Here is an 18,204-nt window from a genome sequence, read left to right on the forward strand (position 1 = left end):
TATGGAAAATTTTACCCCGGTTTCAGCATTAATAGGTGGTAGTCTGATTGGTCTTGGTACCCTGCTGCTGCTTGTTACCCTGGGCAGGATTGCCGGTATTTCCGGCATTGCCAGCCAGGCATTATTTCAGCGCGATGGTCGTAGCTGGCGACTTGCGTTTGTTGCAGGTTTACTACTTGGTCCAATATTAGTCGGTTTATTGCTGGAGGATTTCAGCTTTAGTACACCCGATTTAAGCATTCGCACCCTCACTGCCGGCTTATTGGTTGGGCTGGGGACGGCCTGGGGTAGTGGTTGTACCTCTGGCCATGGAATTTGCGGGGTCGGTCGTTTTTCACCACGTTCAGTGGCCGCAACGCTGATGTTTATGGCTACTGGTTTCCTGATTGCCAGCGTATTCTGATTAATGAGGTGATTTATGCAGCTTTTATTCGCGTTTTTATCCGGTTTACTGATCTCAGCGGGCATTGCCGTCTCTAAAATGATAGACCCGCAGAAGGTGCTAAGCTTTCTGGATTTGACCGGTAACTGGGATCCCAGCCTGGCGCTCGTCATGGTAGCAGCTTTGATGGTTTATACCGTGGGTTACCGCTTAGCTTTAAAGAAAGATGCACCGCTATTTGACCACAGCTTCTATCTACCGGCGAAACAGCATCTGGATAAATCGCTGCTGGCCGGCTCGGCTATTTTTGGTATTGGCTGGGGCTTAACAGGTTATTGTCCGGGACCGGCTATTGCTGCACTGCCAACCTTCAATGCGGGTACCAGCGGCTTTGTTTTAATGATGGTAGCGGGCTGGTTTATTGCCGGACGAATTCCATTAAAGCGCTCAGGTGTAAAATCTTAGGCCATTAATCTGGGAAGCGTTGATTATTCGTCCTCTGGTAAATTCATTGCTATAGTAAGCATTAGCCCGATTGCTGCGATAATTGCCGGCAGTTAAGCCTGCCGCTATCAAAAGTTGGTTGATGTGGATACAACGCTTGAAACTATTTTGCTTAATGTGTCTTTAAGCCCGGTACTGGATAGCGGTGACAGCGATGCCGCCGAACTGCTATTGCTGCAAGCCTGTCTAAATGGCTTAAAAATAGCCCGGGTCAGCCTGTGGTGTTTTGATTCACAGCGAAAATCGATTAGCTGTGAACAACTGTTGGATAATGAGTTACCTGCCAGCAGTGAAAAAGCCGTGTTTTACCGACAGGATTTCCCTGCATATTTCAGTGCTTTGGATCATCAGCGGGTGATCCGGGCCAATGATGCCTGCAGCCATCCAGCTACATCTGAATTTACCCAAAGCTATCTGATTCCTTCTGACATCGTATCAATGCTGGACGTGCCAATCCGCTTTGGTGGTGAAATGATTGGCGTTATCTGTTGTGAACAAAAACATACCTTGAAAAAATGGACCGATGATGAAACGCATTTTGTTGCAGCATTAGCCGATTTATATGGCCGAGCCCTGACCGCCCGGCAGAAAAAACAATATCAGCAACAACTCGAACAGCTAAACCAGCAGCTCGAACGCCGGGTTAATGAGCGTACCGAGCAATTGGAAAAACATATTGATGAACTGCAGCAAACTCAGGCACAGCTGGTCGAGTCTGAAAAAATGGCATCATTAGGTGCGCTGGTCGCAGGTGTGGCCCATGAGGTGAATACGCCACTGGGAATTGCGATTACTGCTAATTCTCACTGCATTGAAATGACCGATAAACTTCAGCAATTACTGGAAAGTAATACCTTAAGTCGCAGTAAGCTGGAAACGACAATTCAGGCACTTCGCGACAGCCATGCTGTCATAGAGCGCACTTTGGATCGCTCCGCTGAGCTGGTTGTAAACTTTAAAAAAACAGCGGTCGATCAGTCCAGTTATGATATTCAGACAATTAATCTGGCAGACTATATTGGCACTCTGGTAACAACATTAAAGCCTTATACCAAAGCTTATGATGTCGACCATCAGATTCACTGCCGGCAATCTATCACCATCACCACCTATCCCGGCGCCATTGCTCAGGTTATTACTAATCTGGTCATTAACGCGTGCATGCATGCCTTTGAGCAAACGAAAGGAACAAATAAAGTGGAGTTTTTGATCGAGCAACCGCAGCGTGAAACAGTACAATTAACAGTTCGGGACAATGGCAAAGGTATTGCCAAAGCAGAACAAAAACGTATTTTCGAACCTTTTTATACCACAAAAAGAAGTAACGGTGGCAGCGGCCTGGGACTGGCGATTGTTTACAACCTGGTTGCCAACACGCTGGGTGGCGCTATCAGTATTGATTCGACTCCGGGGCATGGCAGCAGCTTCAGGTTAACCTTACCTATCGTCTGCCCTGAGGTGACTGGCAATAAACCCGATTAACTTTGCCACAGCAGCAAACTTAACAGAACCAGGAAGTGGCGGAGCGGACGGGACTCGAACCCGCGACCCCCGGCGTGACAGGCCGGTATTCTAACCGACTGAACTACCGCTCCGCGCTGGAGTGAGCTTAAGCTCTGCTAATTACTTTACTGAAGTGGCGGAGCGGACGGGACTCGAACCCGCGACCCCCGGCGTGACAGGCCGGTATTCTAACCGACTGAACTACCGCTCCGGAATCAGAAAGCTATGTGTTGCATTGGCGGAGCGGACGGGACTCGAACCCGCGACCCCCGGCGTGACAGGCCGGTATTCTAACCGACTGAACTACCGCTCCGAAGAAGCAACAACATTGGCGGAGCGGACGGGACTCGAACCCGCGACCCCCGGCGTGACAGGCCGGTATTCTAACCGACTGAACTACCGCTCCGCGCTAATTACACCAGACAATTTCATTTGGGTATCGTCTGGTGCGGCGGGAATGATACGGATAAGGCTATAGCCCGTCAACTTCTTTTTTGTCGCTTTTGGCTATTCCTTAATCATCCGGCAGGGAAAGATCCAGAATATCATCCAGATCGTTGTTTTTTTGTGCTTTTGTCTCTGAAGTCATCGTTTTAGTGCCATTGCCAGTCGGGGCCGATCGCTTGACTGCATTGCGTGTTACCGCAGGTTGTTTACGCCAGAATAATAAAGCAGCAGGCTTTTTACCACTCATAATAAACCAGATAGCCAGGCTGCCTGTGATCAGAATAAACAGATTGATACCAATTACCAGTGCCCAGGGAAACCCCTGCTCTGCTTCTGCTGCGGCTTGCTCCGCTTCCAGCTCTGCCAGAATTTGTTCTGGCAGCTGCTCCAGTTCCGGTGCAGCAAAGGTTTGCTGGTTGACAACAAAACTAAGTTCCGGCATCGTCAACATAAATTCGCGACCATCCTGCCAGTTACCAAAAACAGCAATATCCAGAATATAGCTACCAAAACCTTTATTCAGCACACTGAGTGTATTGTCCGGATTATCCTGTGCATTCAGCGCATACTGATCGACGCTGCCATCAGGGTAACGCACCCGCCCCTGGATCAGAAGACTTGCTGCATCCACCCCGTCCTCGGTCAGATTAAAGGTGACCTGATGACTATCAGTCTCAGTGGCTGCAAGCTTAACTTCGGGGTTAATCGGTGCTGGTTTTAATATGATTGGATCCTGCTCTAATTCCCGGGTATAGAGCGCAGTACGGACAATATACTTGGGGGTCCACTCCCCGGCCACAAAATCAAGTTTAAACTCACCGGTAAATATGCCATCGCGCGGCCGTTCATCGAAACCGCGGCCATCATCCCGAAAGGTTGCCACCTGAATGATGCCCCGGCCGAAATTAGCGAATTCAGCATTATTGGTACTGATAAAAATCACTTCCAGGCTCAATACTTCCCGAAAATCACCGGCAGTTACCGCTGTCACGCCGTTTAGCAGCCGTGCTGTAACTTTTACGGTTTCCCCTACCATCAGGTTATCTGGCAGCGGGTCCACTTCCAGCTTAATATCAGTCAGCACCATTATCCGGCTTTCGGGCAAAATGCGGCCAATAGCCTGCCAGGGGCCGGGCATCGGATTATTAATTTCAATTAAATCGTAGGTGGCAGCGTCATACCAGCGTACATTATTTTCTTCGGCGGTATTGAAATACAATTTACTGCCATCGGGTCTGACTAAAACCACCGACGCACTGCCGGGTCGACGAAACATTAACAGGGTTATCGTTTCAACTTCACTGTCGATGCGAAAACGATTCTCAAAAAATGGGATCTGATTTTTAGTGGGTAAATCACCTAATAACGCAAAACCTTCTGCCTGAGTACTGGCCTGCTCCTCTGTCAGTGCAGGTTCTGCTGAAGCATTATCCTGCCGTGCCTGCAATATCGAAGGCCAGAGCAACGCAGCACACAGCAGCAACCAATAGCATTGCCCCGTTAGTTTCGCCACAGACAGCTTCCTCCTTTTTTCTGCACCAGATCAAGCCGGCTTTCATGTGCCAGCATTTCATCGGCCGAGGCGCGAATAACCTTTAATTTACTGTTGCGAACAAGTGTAGCCGGCGCATTTTCACCCTGCTCACTGTGCTCCTGTTTCGCAGCCAGATTTAAACTAACCTGACCGCCGGTCATCAGCAAATAGACATCAGCCAGGATCTCTGCATCAAGCAATGCACCGTGCAAGGTCCGATGGCTGTTGTTAATATCATAACGACGACATAAGGCATCCAGATTATTCTTTTGCCCCGGATGCAGCTCCCGCGCTAATTTCAGCGTATCCAGTACGGCACAGTATTGCTGTACCGGTGGTAATGCGGGTGTTAGCCTGGCGAATTCGTGATCAATAAAGCCGACGTCAAATGCGGCGTTATGAATGACCAGCTCGGCTCCCTGAATATAATCAAAAAAGCTTTTTGCAATATCCCGGAATTTAGGCTCATGTGCTAAACGCTCATTGGTAATACCATGCACTGCAACGGCTTCAGCCTCAATTTCCCGCTCCGGGTTAATATAGACATGATAGTTATTGCCGGTAAAACGGCGATTAACCAGTTCAACACAGCCAATTTCAATAATTCGGTGGCCCTCACGGGGGTTGATACCTGTGGTTTCGGTGTCGAGAATAATTTGTCGCTTTGCCATCAGAGATTTCGCTTTTTACTGCATTTACGTTAGATTATACGCCGTTTTACTTTGAGGAAAGGCTTTATGCAGAAAAGTGTTGCGATCTATACCGACGGTTCCTGTCTGGGTAACCCCGGGCCCGGTGGTTATGGCGCTATTTTAGTGTATAACCAGCATCGCAAAGAGCTCAGCGGTGGCTTTCGCCTCACCACCAACAACCGGATGGAACTGCTGGCGGCCATTATTGCGCTGGAAAGTTTAAAGTCAGCATGTCAGGTAGAGTTAACCACCGACAGTCAGTATGTGCGGCTGGGTATTATGCAGTGGCTGGCTGGCTGGAAGCGTAATAACTGGAAAACCAGCCAGAAACAACCGGTTAAAAATCAGGATTTATGGCAGCGGTTAGATGCTGCAGCAGCGAAACACAAAGTAAACTGGCATTGGGTAAAGGGCCATGCCGGCCACCCGGAGAACGAACGCTGTGATGTGCTGGCCAGAACAGCCGCTGAAGCAAACCCCACCACAATCGACCAGGCTTTTGAAGCAAATTGATATTAAAATATTGCAAGTGGGCTTGATGTAAAAAATCATTTATATCGGTAATCAACTGCAGTAAGTAATGAGTCAACTGCGGCTAGAACCTCGATTTGGTCATCACAGAGTGTCTGGGCAAGCACGTCAGTGCGAGCGAGTTACTATGATGAGCCAAAGCGAGTGTTGTAGCCAGAGCAGATGACCAGCGGTGGGCTTACTCGCCAGACTTACCAGTCTTTTCTGAGTCGCTACCTGCCATCAGCATCTTTTCGAGCTCAGCAATAAAGTCTTTATCGTCTGGCGCTGTGCGACTGCCAAAGTGTTTTACAGTTTGCTCATCGCTACTTACCAGATACTTATTAAAATTCCAGGACGGTGTTTCACCGGTTTTAGCAATCAGCGCTTTAAACACTGGGTTGGCGTCGTCCCCTTTTACTTTGGTAGTGGTAAACATCGGGAACTTAACCCCATAGGTCAGATAACAGACTTCAGCCGTTTTCTCCGCATCATCATATTCCTGCTTAAAGCTATCTGATGGAAAACCCAGTACCACCAGGCCTTTATCCTGATATTTCTGATATAACGCTTCCAGCCCTTCAAACTGCTTGGTAAAACCACATTTGCTGGCGGTATTCACCACGAGTACCGTTTTACCCTGGTACTGCTCACATAAATCAATTGTTTCCCGGGTATTTAACTGCTGCATGGCATGGCTGAGTATTTCGCCACACTGGTTAGCTGATGCAGGAACAGCCATTAACGACCCTGCCAGTGCCGCGACACCGATCCATTTGTTCATTTTAACTCTCCGAAGATTTGTTGGGGATTACGCCCTGTTGTTACGTAAGCTTAACGTAAACCGATCTGTGAAACAGTAACCGCGGTAAATTAAAAACGATAAGTAAGTTTTAGACGCAGGGTTCTGGGCTCTAACGGATGCGAATGACGATCTTCGATACCTTCCACCGGCTCCCCAGGCAAACGTGAGGTATAAAAGTAGTCAATGTCGTTATCAGTGCTATCGAGCAGATTTAACAAGTCGACACCCAGCTGCCACTGCTGCCACTTATACTGATACGCGGCATTGACCACTGTTGTTGCCGCTGAACGCTGCTGATTAAAGCTATCTAACGTCCGTTTACCAAAATGGCGCAACCGTAAACTGGCTTGCCAGGGCCGGTCAGCTTCATAAATCAGCCCCATACTCGCCACCAATGGCAACGAACCATCAACTTGATTACCCTCTTCATCAACATCGCCGGTAAACCGCGAACGGGTCAGGGCCAGCTCAGCATCTAAACTCCAGTTACTCCCCAGCCAGTAATAAGCAGCCAGCTCAACGCCATAGCGCTTACTGCCCCGGTTTGGCTCATTGGTCCCGGCATCGCCAATATAAAGTAGCTCAGAGTCAAGTTTTAGATACCAGAGTGCCAGCGAGGCATTAAATGCAGTATAATCAAAAAAGCGCAAGCCAAGCTCGGCGCCGTCAGATTTTACCAGCAAATCGACAGGCGCTACTGCCTCTAACGTCACCGGGTCGGCAACTGCAGTGGCGCCCCGGACGTCATTGGAATGAAACCCCTGACCGGTATTGAGATATGCCTGCCAGTTTGGCGCAAACTGATAACTGATGCCGGCTTTCAGTGACACGATACCGTCAGATGCATCGCCGGAATTAGCCGTCGTTTGTGCACTGTCTACCATCGCATCCATGTAGTCGTAACGCAGCCCCAGATGGGCTGTCCAGTCGGCATTAAGCTGAATATCTGACTGGCCGAAAACAGCTACTGAACCCTGCTTAACCTGATCACTGCGCACCGTACTTAAACGCTGCCGGGCCCGGGTGTTGTAGAGCCCTACTTCGTCAATATCGTCATAGCGTAATTGCCCCCCAACGACATGCTCTATAGCAAACTGCCCCACCCGGTGATGCCAGTGATGACTTAGCTGACCACCCAAAATCTGTCGTTTGTCGACTTGTTGAAACTGATCACCGGCAACGGGATTTGTCAGAAAATAAGTGAAGTTTGACCACAAATCTATTTTGTAATCAATGGCATAAGCACTTATCTGCCAGCCATCGCTAAGCCAGCTTGCTGACAGGCTGTAGCGGCTGCTTTGCCCCCCCACCGTTGTATCGACTGAACCGAGTCTGTCAATCTGGCCACTGCTGACTGTACGTGCCGGGATCTGATCAGCAGCGTTCCAGCTGTTGTCATACACCATTACGGTAACCGAAAAACGGCCCGTACCTAATGGCTCGCTGAAACGTGTCAGCGCGTTTATCTTCTTTACATTTTCATTAATATCGGTCCACGGACCATCATATTGCTGCAGCTCGCCCGCTAGCACCAGACTTCCGTTGCCTTGTATAATGCTGTCTTTAGCTAACAGCCGCCGATAATTGTTCTGGCCGGCGCTAACAGTAATAGTGGCTGGTGTCTGGTTCTGTATACTAAAACGAGCAGAACCTGCAGTTGAAAAATCTCCATCATCAGCATAATAAGCACCTTTGCGATAGCTAATCTGGCTTATCAGCTCGGGCATAATAAAACTTAAGTCAGTATAACCCTGGCCATGCCCATGGCTTCGCATATTAATTGGCATGCCATCGATGCTGACGCTAAAATCGGTACCATGATCAAGGTTAAAGCCTCTTAGAAAATATTGGTTAGCCTTACCGCTGCCGCTATGCTGGGTTACCACCATACCGGGAATAAATTCGAGCACCTCACCGGTGCGCAACAGGGGCCGGTCACTTATCTCTGCATCACCAACAACTCCTTCAGAGGCAGAGCTGGCGTGGCCAAGTAAATCGGTTTGGCGACCTCTGATTGTAATTTGCTCTATCATATGAGCTGAAACAGGATCAGCAGCGAGGTTGTTTGGCAGACAGCACGATACCAGGGTACTCACCAACAAAGAGTAGTGGTAAAAATTCATAGTTATGCCTGTAAATGATGTATCAGTTAAGCGGAAAAGTAACAGACTCTGCAGCCAGTACACCCTTAGCGCTCTCACCTGGCACCTGCCAGGATAGCAGCAGTTTATGACTGGGTTCACTGGCAAATAACGCCCGGTAGGTAAGCTGCCAGTTGCTCAAGACATCACAGCGCACCCGGACAGGAAGCAGTAAGTAGAGATCGCGTTGCAATTTCTGCAGCTGCCAGTTACTGGCCGGCGCTGGCGATATGTCACATTGCTTTGCCTCACTACTGAAGAACAAATGGTGTTTTAGATAATCCGTCAGTACAGGTGCGCTATCCATCACTTGCTGCCATGAAACCTGATGGTTGTTCTGTGCAACAATCAATTTTGCCTTAGCCAAATCGTGTAGTGCGACCTTCCATAGTAACGCAGGCTGACCGTCAATAACCTGCACATCCATATAGGCGGTGCTAAATTTATGGGCAAGGGCGAATGGCGTTAACACTAGGCACAGCAGCGCTGCAATTAATTTACGGTTTTTCATTTTTCAGCTTCCGTTAATTGAGGTTCAGCCAATTGATTACGTTGTGATAAAACTCGTTGGCTCTGGATTAGTAAAGCAAGATCATCAGGCTCTTTGGCGCTCTGATAATTTAACGTGGCCCAGTGCACTGCAGCAGCGGCATCAAGTTCAATATGTAAAAAGTAGTAGGCCAGATCAGCAGCATGATCGGTGTCTCCCCGCGCAATTCGCAGTGCGACCCGCTGCGCTAATTCAGCCGAAAAACGCTGAGACTTCGCATTGTCTGGCAATATTGCCATTTGCTGCTCCGCTCTGACCAACCTGACCAGCAAGCTGTCTGCGATACGAAGATCCTGCTGTTTCAGCGCCAGTTTATTATAAACCTGCACTGCATCTTCGAGCTTAAGACTTAAATCAGCCCATTTAAGCCACAAGCTGGTTGGTGCCTTGGCTAACACCGGACTTAGCCACTGCTGTGCATCCGTTAACTGGCCCAGTTGTTCAGCTTGCTCGGCTAAAATGCCCCGAACCCATATGTCAATAGCTGGCGGTATACTTGCCTGACGTTGAAAAAGATCGCGCAGCGCCGGATAGCTAGTTGACCAATTGCCCCTGCGCCCGGCAACTTCAAAACTGCATACCGACATCAAAAATAAATCTTGTTGCCATAATCTGGCACACGCTTGCTGCGCAGCATCATGCTGGGCTGTTGCAAGGTAAATTCTCGCAGCCATCAGACTGGCATAAATATGTTGGGGATCATTCTCAAAAACCGCATCCAGCGTTTTAAGGGCAGCCTGAAACTGGTGTTGCTGCTGCTGAATATCGGCTCTCAACAATTGATACTGGAGTACATCTGAATGTTGTTCGCTCAGGGTATCAAGTAATTGTTCAGCTTCATGAAACCAGTCTTCAAACCCCGGTTGACGTGCACCTTGCAGATATAAGCTAGTCAACTCTAACGTGATATTCCCTTCAGGTTTATCCTCATGCCGGGCAACTAACTCAGCCATTCGGCTAGTCATCGGTAACGGTGCGGCTAATATGAACTTATCGTCAGCTGCAGGCCGAAAAGCGTCTGCCAGTAACTGCTGGCTCAGCAGCAACATGATATAAAGTAGGTATTTTGTCATAGGCTATTAAAAAAACGGGGCGCAAACCGCCCCGCCTTACTCCCTGTTACTGACCCTGTAACAGATCGGCGTAATCTGCTTCAGCCATGGCATCCATCGTAAACTCACGACCATTAACCGGTAACGGTATAGCACTGGCATCCTGACTAAAAGCGCTACGGCTGTAATTCAGAAACGATACCACTGCCACCTGTACATCTATACTGACTGTCGCTTGTACAATGTTTTCGCCGTCGGTGACTTGTACTCTGAAGCTATCATCGCCGGTAAATTCTGCAGCAGGCGTATACACAAAATCACCACTACTTTGCAGGACAACTGAACCATTGTCGGGCTCTGACAACAAATTAAAACCGAGCTGATCACCATCAGGATCAGTCGCCGTCAACTTGTCTGCAATAACCACATCTGTCTCAGTAACAAAGCTGGTACCACCGAACTGAGGAGGCTGATTGGGCTTATCACTACTACTGTCGCATGCTGCTAATCCTGTTAATAATATTAATGCAACGGTTGTTTTTAACATGACGTTGTTCATTACAACCTCCTTAATTAGGTGAGCCTGCCAGCGGTGTCAGTAAATAGGGGAACTGACTGTTCAGCATTGATGCATTTATTGGCGCACCATCTGTAAAAGGGACATTACCTACTGGTGCATCTTCAGGCATACAGTACCCCAGGTTGGTCGGCGTGCCATTCACCGGAATATCGTGACATAGCGCCCCCATCACTACCCGAAGCGCAATATCAACAACGTCATCGCCCGGCCGACGCCCATTGGGGAAGCCTGCCAAATCATCACCAGCCACACCAAACGGAGACTGCATCGCAGCTGATTTTGCTGGGATTGCAGTATTTAACCGCAACATTTCAGATGGTGTGACGGTTGCCAACTGGTTAACACCGGCCACGCCGGTTAAAAATGCATTAACCAAATCCATCCGCGGGAAATTAGACGGCGCTAAATTTTCTATGCTGGTACCCAGCGTACTATTTACCGCATCTTTAAACAGAATATTCAGTAAGGCAGGTAACGTTGGATGGGTAACATAATCAGCAAACTGGCCATCAGCAGCAGGCTTGCTGCTGTTAAATTTATCTTTATCCGCCAGACCGATAACCAACTCATTCACCAGCGGGTTACTTAACCGTGAAACCTGAACTAAAGCGCCACCGTTAACTTGCGGCCGTTGAAAAGTCGCATTTGGGTTTAAAATGCGGGCCTGAGGCAAGCTGGCCGTTGTCCATGCGCCGATCACACCATTACCACTGCCGGTAATACAGGCTTTAGGCACTTCCACCGCCAGCGATGTAACATTTTTGTCGCGCAAGTCATCATTGGCACTACTTTGGGTAATGCCACCCGGAAAACCATCACCGTCGCCAGCCCCTGGTGCGCTGTCTCCTTCTACCGGTACGTAGTTTACCAAATCAAAAGTTTCACCAAGGTTTACGACAAACGGGTCTTTACGCTGGCCAACAAAGATCCGTGCTGATGCTTCACAGCCTGGTAATGTTACATCGTAGACATACTGGTCTGCATAAGTCTGATAATCGGCGGCACTGGTAAACGTTTTGGTACCAACAAAGTCATAAGGCTTGGTGAAATGCATGGCGCCATCGCCCGGTATTAACATACTGCTTGAATTGCCAGATGCCAGCTCTACCGTATAGTTCTCGATAAAGTTCAGCGCTGCACTGCTGTCACTACTGATCCCGCCAACATTTTTAAGCGGTACCGCAACCATCCGCTGATTACCAGTCGGTCCAATAGGTAATTCCACGCCTGCACCATCATTAGCCAGGGTGTTTTTGAACCTGAAGTTAAAAGTCATGTTAGGCATGGCGTCGCCGTCATTATCAATATGAATACTGTAAACTGCCGATGGGTCCAGCGCGAAATAGTTAGGGCCGCCATACGCATCCTGTAGTGGAATATAATTGGCGATGAGCGTGACATAGCCTTCACGACCGGTCTCATAGCTGTTAAAAACATAAAAATCAGTCGCATCGACTGTGGGCGAGCGGGTAATACTGGGTGCTTCACGATGGCTCGATGCCTGAACATCATTAACAATAATTGCCGCACTCAGTGCCGATGTAACTGCTAAAAATAAGAGTGAACGTTGCATAATCTGGATCCTTTTTTTATTTAAGTTGCCACCTAGTAACGACAGACCCGTCGCACTGGATGCAGTCAGAGAGAAGAAATGCAAAAAAACCGCCGCAGCGGTTTTTTACATCTGAATTAGTGCTTATATCGCGATAACTTCGGCGGTAAATAACACTGGTCCGGTTGGCTGGCCGGTGGGCGAGCCCCCCAAAGGCTCAAAGCTGACCGCCAGGGCAGCGATATCAATCCCCAAAGCCGCTTTAGGCCATTGCACTGTTACTTCACCTTGCTGAGGTAAAATGCCAAGTGACACGGGAGGTTGGCCGTCTGCAGGTAACATCCAGAGCTGATAGTCGTTTTCCGTCGAGGCAGTGACTGCTGCTGTCGCTTTTAACATCAGCTGCTGCTCTTTTCGCGAAACCAGCCACAGTGCTTTGGCGTCAGTGGTCTGAATAATCGCCACTTCGGTTGTTGCTGGTATTAGCGTAACTGGTTGTAAAAATATAACAGCCAGCATGACACAGGCTGCCGCGGCCAGACTGAGCCACAGTGGCCGGCTACTGCGACTGACAACCTGCTCCTGCGAGAGCCAGCCCAGCCGGCGCTGGATTTTTTGCCATACTTCAGCACGTGGAGTGGTAGCAGGTAACGATGCTGCCAGTGGGTTCAAGTGCTGCTCCCAGTGCCATACTGTACTGCGTACCTGGTTGTTAGTGGCAATGAGGCGCTGAAACCGTTGCCGTGCTCTGCCTTGCATGCCGCCCAACACATAATTGACAGCCAGTGCATCAAGCCTTTGGGGTAATAAATAGTTCATCCTTCAAGGCACCTCTTTAACTGCGTCAGACCGCGCCGGATCCAGCTTTTCACCGAACCCAGTGGCGAGCCGGTGTGCTCAGTAATTTCGTGGTGACTTAAGCCATTCAGGTAAGCCAACTGAATTGACTGACGCTGTTCCTGGCTTAACGTTTCCATACATTCATCCAACTTAACCTTTTCCCTGGTTAAGCCCAGCACCTCCCCCGGCTTTATCTCTGCCGCTAAATCGTCGGTTACATCAAGATGTTCTGCTTTAATCCGGCGTGACTTCAGTAAATCCAGGGCCCGGTAGCGGGTGATGCTGATCATCCAGGTCATCACCGTGCCTTTATCCGCATGATAATCTGCCGCGTTATGCCAAATCCTGACAAAGGCGTCCTGCAGTACATCTTCAGCCCAGTCGTGGCGGCGCAGCAAATGCAGCGATACTGAAAATAGCTTTCCGGAACAGGCCTGATATAATTTTTCAAAGGCTGAGCGATTACCATTGGCAGTAGCATATAGCCACTCCAACAGCTGTTGTTGCGATGTTTCCATGTGAAATTCCTTGTTATTATTCTTTTTAAAGTACGAAAGAATTCAGTAACTGGATGCAACCAAATTATTCTGGGCTTCCTTTTTTTTGCGGGCCCATTATGCTTAGCACATCATTGATTGAAAGAGTAATACATGCGTATTTGTTTTCTGATGTATCCGTGGGAAAAAGTTATGCCTGATGGCGACAGCACCATCCGGATGATCCATGAGGCAGTAAGCCGCGGCCACAGCGTCGCCATTACTCACGCCAATAACCTGACCGTACGTGACAGTGTTGCTATGGCCTTTTGCAAAGTGGTTGTTAAGGGGCAAAAGATCTCCAGCAATATTGCCAGTTTTTACCAGAAGGTCGCGTTTAATCAGCAAAAACTGCCACTGGCTGCGTTTGATGCCATTTTTGTCAGACTTAATCCACCGCTGGACCCGATTGTGCTGAACTTTCTTGATTCAGTACGTGAAGATACGTTTATTATGAATGACTTAGACGGCATCCGGATTGCGAATAACAAAATGTATACGGCGTCGTTACACGACCCGGCTAATGAGTTTATCCCTGTTACCCATGTTTCTAAGAATAAAGACTATCTGGCCCGGGTACTAGCAGAGTCAGTCAATGAAAAGATGATTTTAAAACCACTGAATGGCTACGGCGGTAAAGGCGTTATCGTTATGGAAAAATCGGCGGTGCAAAGTGCCCGCTCGCTGCTGGATTTCTATATCGGGGATGGTGATAGAGGCAACTACGTAATTTTGCAGGAATACGTTGAAGGTGCCGAGCAGGGCGATATCCGGATCCTGATGCTAAATGGCCAGCCTATCGGTGCCATGCGACGCATTCCACCGGCTGATGATGTGCGCTCCAATGTGCATGCCGGCGGCACTGTGGTTAAATATCAGCTCAGCGCACAGGAAAAGAAACTGTGTGCCCATATTGGCCCGAGGTTAGCCCGTGACGGTTTATTTTTTGCCGGTATAGATGTTATTAACGGCAAACTGATTGAAGTAAATGTCATGAGCCCGGGGGGTATTGCCCGGATTAACCGCCTTAACAAAGTTAGACTTCAAGAAAAAGTGATTGATTTTATTGAGACTATCATTGAAAGCAAACGAAATATATCGCCCCGTAAACAGGTATTTCAACCGCTGCTGGCCGCCGCTGAATTACATATCGCGCTTGAGTAAAAATTTTTTATCGTAAAATAAAAAAAAATTCACTGTTTAATCCGACGGAATAACGGTAAATAGGCAAAAAAAGCGGAGGTATTGTCTATGTTGTTAGCGGTTAACCCGGAAATTGAAGAAGATGATCTGGCTACTGACATCGAGCTGCGCAAAGAAGTCAGCAAAGACAGTAAAGCAAAACAGAAGTATGAAGCCCGGCGGCGGATTGACGATTTGATGGAGCAAAGAAGATTACGTGAATTGCTCGACGATTGGGAGCTGGATGATTAACGGCTGAGCTTTTTTTGGCCAGGTAAACCGGCAGGAGTGATAATCGCTGCCGGTTTCAAGCACTTCTTTGCTACAATAAGCAGTTGAATACCTCAATTGCTGACTCGCTTCAATCATTTATGCCGCAACTTTTAAAAAAACAGCGTCGCTTTAATATCGTAGTAACAGTTCTGGTATTTGCTCTGACACTGGCATTATCGCTAAGTCTGGCCGACTATCTCAAAGATCAGCGACAGCAGAATCAACAGCGTCTGGTAAGTGCCCGCGCCAGTAGTTTTGCCCAGGCCGTGCAACATGAACTGAATTACCAAGTCAGTGCAGCCAATGCACTGGCCGCTTTTGTTCAGCAGAACAGGGGCGATATCAGTCAGTTCGACGCATTTGCCGCAAAATTGTGGCAACGTTATCCAAACACCACGGCTCTGTCAGTAGCCCCGCAAGGCACAATTGCCGCAGTGTATCCTCAAACCGGCAACAGTGATCTGCTGGGCTACCAGATTATGCGGGACCCTGAGCAGGCACTTGCAGCCAAAGCAAGTCTGGCCAGTCATGATGTTAAGGTTACCGGCCCGTATGAACTGAAACAGGGTGGTATGGGCATTGTTGGCAGGCTGGCGGTTTTCATCGAAGCCGCTCCCCCGCAGTGGTGGGGGCTGGTAAATGTCACTCTGCGGCTGACCGATTTAACCTCGTTAGACCGGCTGGATACGCTGCGCCAGCAAGGTTTACATTACCGTCTGACATCAGTTGCCAAAGATAATGACTCGGTCTTGATTCGGCAGTCTGTTACAACCGGATTTAGTAACCCGGTCGTTCAGTTTATTGAACTTGGCGACAGTCAGTGGCAGTTGCAACTGGTACCGGTTTTTGGCTGGGGTGATCAGTTTACCGCGTACGGCCAGCAACTGCTGGCATTATTGTTCAGCGCCATGCTGGCGGCACTGACGGCACAGCTGATCCAGACCCGGATGCATAAATATCAGCTTGAACGGCTGGTTCAGTTACGCACGGCTGCGCTGCATACTGAGCTGCAACGGCAAAAGTCGTTTATTGCAGCCTCTGACAGCGGCAGCTGGGAATTTCAGCAACAGCATAATCAGTTAACGGCGAGCAGCGAGTATTACAGCATGCTGGGTTATCAGAGAAGTCAGTTTGCCGACAGTCAGCCCAATAATCTGAATAGTTGCTGGATTAATCTGTTGCATCCCGCAGATAAAGCACAAGCCTGCGCCGCTTTTTGGCACTATTTACAGCATAGCGAACCTGACAGCACTTATGACAGTACCTTTCGCCTGCGGCATGCCGATGGCAGCTGGCGCTGGATCTTATCCCGGGGGAAAACCCTGCTTGACGAACAGGGACAGAAAACAGCGTTGACGGTCGGTATTCATCTGGATATTACCGAACGAAAAGAAGCAGAACTGAAATTACAATTAATGGCAAGGATGTTCGAACAGAGTTCAGAAGGCGTACTGATTACCGATGCCGACCAGAAAATTGTCATGGTTAATCAGGCCTTCACTAAAATAAGTGGTTACAGTGCCAGTGAAGTTATTGGCCAGAACCCCAAGATACTGGCATCCGGACGGCAGGACAAAAACTTTTACGAACATATGTGGCAGGCCATAGCACAGCAGGGCAGCTGGCAGGGCGAAATATGGAACCGGCGCAAGGATGGCAGCCCCTACCCGGAATGGCTGTCTATCAGTCAGATTAAAGACGAACAGAATCAGATTAGTCACTATGTAGCCCTGTTCAGTGATATCACTCAATATAAAGAGGATGAAGCCCAGATAAAGTTTCTGGCTCACTTTGATCCGCTAACCCAGCTGCCTAATCGCAGCCTGCTGATGGACAGAACCGAACAGGCACTATTGCATGCTGAACGCCATAAGCAATCCCTGGCCATGTTGTTTATGGATTTAGACCGCTTTAAGCAGATCAACGAAACGCTTGGCCATGAAACAGGTGATGAACTGCTGATTCAGGTGGCCTACCGTCTACGCAAACTCTGCCGCGCCGAAGATACGTTGTGCCGGCTTGGTGGTGATGAATTCGTCATGGTATTACCTGATACTGATGCCAATGGCGCCGCCCATTTAGCTGAGCGCATGCTGCCGCTTGTTTTACAGCCTTATTATCTGGCCGGTCAGGAGCTTACCCTATCAATGTCAATTGGCATTGCCATGTATCCAGAGGATGGCCAGCAGTTTCATCAGTTATACAAGCATGCTGATATTGCGATGTATAAAGCAAAAGAAAGCGGTCGCAACCGCTATTCGTTTTTCACCGCAGATATGCAGCAATTTCATACCCGGAATTTAATGCTGGAAAATGCGCTGCGCCGGGCTATAGATCGGAACCAGTTAAGTCTGGTTTATCAACCTCAGTATTCTCTGGCCAGCAATCAGCTGATCGGCTTTGAAGCACTGCTTCGCTGGCACCATGAAGATTTCGGTCAGGTCTCGCCAGCAGAGTTTATTCCGCTGGCTGAGCGCAATGGTTTAATAGTAGCCATCGGTGAGTGGGTCATCATAACTGCGCTGCAACAACTGAGCATCTGGCATAGCGCCGGCTACCGGCAATTGAATATGGCAATAAACTTATCGAGTGTTCAGTTTCGACAGGAAAATTTGCAGCAGTTTGTCAATAATGTGATTGAATTCAGCGGTGTGCCTGCAGCGAAGGTAGAGCTGGAAATTACCGAAAGCGCCATGGCTGAGCAACCGGAAAAGGCCATAGCACTGATTGCAGGGCTTAAATCCAGGGGTATTAATATTGCAATTGACGATTTTGGTACCGGTTACTCTTCGTTAAGTTATCTGAAACGTTTTGCGCTGAACAAACTGAAAATAGATCAATCTTTTGTCCGTGATTTATTAACAGATAATCAGGACAAAGCCATCGTCAATGCCATTATCAATATGGCCGGCAATCTGGGATTAAAAACCATTGCTGAGGGTGTCGAAACGAAGGCGCAATGCGATTTTCTGGCAACATTAGGTTGTGATGAAATACAGGGCTATTTCTACAGCAAACCCTTAAACGCAGAGCAGGCAACTCAATTTATCAGGCAGCAAGGGCCAGACCAGTAAGGTTTTAATCCAATATAAAAAGGAGCCGACGCCCCTTTTTATATTGC

General features: G+C 48.5%; 17 protein-coding genes and 4 tRNA genes. 7 read left to right on the plus strand and 14 right to left on the minus strand.

Annotated features, from left to right (window positions below):
• The first annotated feature begins 1 nt into the window (after window position 1).
• The 3 genes from R3177_RS01455 to R3177_RS01465 all read left to right on the plus strand — a co-directional run bounded on the left by R3177_RS01455 (window position 2) and on the right by R3177_RS01465 (window position 2,368).
• Entirely contained in the window at window positions 2–403 is a 402-nt protein-coding gene (locus R3177_RS01455) for a YeeE/YedE family protein (protein ID WP_318969269.1), read from the plus strand.
• Window positions 404–418: 15 nt separating this feature from the next.
• Complete coding sequence (locus R3177_RS01460) at window positions 419–847, plus strand: DUF6691 family protein (protein WP_318969270.1); 429 nt, start codon at window positions 419–421, stop codon at window positions 845–847.
• 123 nt (window positions 848–970) lie between these two features.
• Window positions 971–2,368 carry a GAF domain-containing sensor histidine kinase gene (locus R3177_RS01465; RefSeq protein ID WP_318969271.1) on the plus strand — a complete coding sequence of 466 codons (1,398 nt, stop codon included), beginning with the start codon at window positions 971–973 and terminating at the stop codon, window positions 2,366–2,368.
• Window positions 2,369–2,404: 36 nt separating this feature from the next.
• Here the strand turns inward: R3177_RS01465 and R3177_RS01470 are convergent.
• From R3177_RS01470 to dnaQ, 6 genes are all read right to left on the minus strand, one after another.
• A tRNA-Asp gene (locus R3177_RS01470) sits at window positions 2,405–2,481 on the minus strand.
• Window positions 2,482–2,523: 42 nt separating this feature from the next.
• A tRNA-Asp gene (locus tag R3177_RS01475) sits at window positions 2,524–2,600 on the minus strand.
• A gap of 25 nt (window positions 2,601–2,625) precedes the next feature.
• Window positions 2,626–2,702, minus strand: a tRNA-Asp gene (locus R3177_RS01480).
• A gap of 16 nt (window positions 2,703–2,718) precedes the next feature.
• Window positions 2,719–2,795, minus strand: a tRNA-Asp gene (locus R3177_RS01485).
• A gap of 108 nt (window positions 2,796–2,903) precedes the next feature.
• A complete protein-coding gene (locus R3177_RS01490) occupies window positions 2,904–4,349 on the minus strand; it encodes a TIGR03503 family protein (RefSeq protein ID WP_318969272.1) in 1,446 nt (481 codons plus the stop codon).
• Window positions 4,337–5,041, minus strand: coding sequence for a DNA polymerase III subunit epsilon (gene dnaQ / locus R3177_RS01495; RefSeq protein ID WP_318969273.1), 705 nt, complete (start codon window positions 5,039–5,041; stop codon window positions 4,337–4,339). Before dnaQ ends, R3177_RS01490 begins: the two co-directional genes overlap by 13 nt.
• A 66-nt stretch (window positions 5,042–5,107) precedes the next feature.
• Between dnaQ and rnhA the strand changes: the two genes are divergently transcribed.
• A complete protein-coding gene (gene rnhA / locus R3177_RS01500) occupies window positions 5,108–5,575 on the plus strand; it encodes a ribonuclease HI (protein ID WP_318969274.1) in 468 nt (155 codons plus the stop codon).
• Window positions 5,576–5,771: 196 nt separating this feature from the next.
• Here rnhA and R3177_RS01505 read toward each other — a convergent pair whose 3' ends face one another.
• The 8 genes from R3177_RS01505 to R3177_RS01540 form a co-directional block, all read right to left on the minus strand.
• Window positions 5,772–6,356, minus strand: coding sequence for a glutathione peroxidase (locus tag R3177_RS01505; protein ID WP_318969275.1), 585 nt, complete (start codon window positions 6,354–6,356; stop codon window positions 5,772–5,774).
• Between the two features lie 89 nt (window positions 6,357–6,445).
• Complete coding sequence (locus R3177_RS01510; protein WP_318969276.1) at window positions 6,446–8,500, minus strand: TonB-dependent receptor; 2,055 nt, start codon at window positions 8,498–8,500, stop codon at window positions 6,446–6,448.
• A 22-nt stretch (window positions 8,501–8,522) separates the two neighbouring features.
• On the minus strand, window positions 8,523–9,029 hold the full coding sequence (locus tag R3177_RS01515; protein ID WP_318969277.1) for a hypothetical protein: 507 nt from the start codon (window positions 9,027–9,029) through the stop codon (window positions 8,523–8,525).
• Window positions 9,026–10,033, minus strand: coding sequence for a tetratricopeptide repeat protein (locus tag R3177_RS01520; RefSeq protein WP_318969278.1), 1,008 nt, complete (start codon window positions 10,031–10,033; stop codon window positions 9,026–9,028). The genes R3177_RS01515 and R3177_RS01520 overlap by 4 nt, the downstream gene beginning before the upstream one ends.
• Window positions 10,034–10,187: 154 nt before the next feature.
• Window positions 10,188–10,679 (minus strand): Ig-like domain-containing protein, encoded by a 492-nt coding sequence (locus R3177_RS01525; RefSeq protein WP_318969279.1) that lies wholly within the window; start codon window positions 10,677–10,679, stop codon window positions 10,188–10,190.
• A 10-nt stretch (window positions 10,680–10,689) separates the two neighbouring features.
• On the minus strand, window positions 10,690–12,273 hold the full coding sequence (locus R3177_RS01530) for a DUF4331 domain-containing protein (protein ID WP_318969280.1): 1,584 nt from the start codon (window positions 12,271–12,273) through the stop codon (window positions 10,690–10,692).
• Between the two features lie 123 nt (window positions 12,274–12,396).
• Window positions 12,397–13,071 (minus strand): anti-sigma factor domain-containing protein, encoded by a 675-nt coding sequence (locus tag R3177_RS01535; protein WP_318969281.1) that lies wholly within the window; start codon window positions 13,069–13,071, stop codon window positions 12,397–12,399.
• Window positions 13,068–13,610, minus strand: coding sequence for a sigma-70 family RNA polymerase sigma factor (locus R3177_RS01540; protein ID WP_318969282.1), 543 nt, complete (start codon window positions 13,608–13,610; stop codon window positions 13,068–13,070). The genes R3177_RS01535 and R3177_RS01540 overlap by 4 nt, the downstream gene beginning before the upstream one ends.
• 132 nt (window positions 13,611–13,742) lie before the next feature.
• On the opposite strand from R3177_RS01540, the gene R3177_RS01545 reads away from it, so the two are divergent.
• The 3 genes from R3177_RS01545 (at window position 13,743) to R3177_RS01555 (ending at window position 18,157) form a co-directional block, all read left to right on the plus strand.
• Window positions 13,743–14,792 carry a glutathione synthetase gene (locus tag R3177_RS01545; RefSeq protein WP_318969283.1) on the plus strand — a complete coding sequence of 350 codons (1,050 nt, stop codon included), beginning with the start codon at window positions 13,743–13,745 and terminating at the stop codon, window positions 14,790–14,792.
• A gap of 87 nt (window positions 14,793–14,879) precedes the next feature.
• Window positions 14,880–15,062 (plus strand): PA3496 family putative envelope integrity protein, encoded by a 183-nt coding sequence (locus tag R3177_RS01550; protein WP_318969284.1) that lies wholly within the window; start codon window positions 14,880–14,882, stop codon window positions 15,060–15,062.
• A gap of 119 nt (window positions 15,063–15,181) precedes the next feature.
• Window positions 15,182–18,157: an EAL domain-containing protein gene (locus R3177_RS01555; protein ID WP_318969285.1), complete on the plus strand. Its 2,976-nt coding sequence runs from the start codon at window positions 15,182–15,184 to the stop codon at window positions 18,155–18,157.
• Window positions 18,158–18,204 lie beyond the last annotated feature (47 nt).

Origin of the sequence: Arsukibacterium sp. (genome assembly GCF_033722355.1) — a bacterium.
Classification (GTDB): Bacteria; Pseudomonadota; Gammaproteobacteria; order Enterobacterales; family Alteromonadaceae; genus Alishewanella.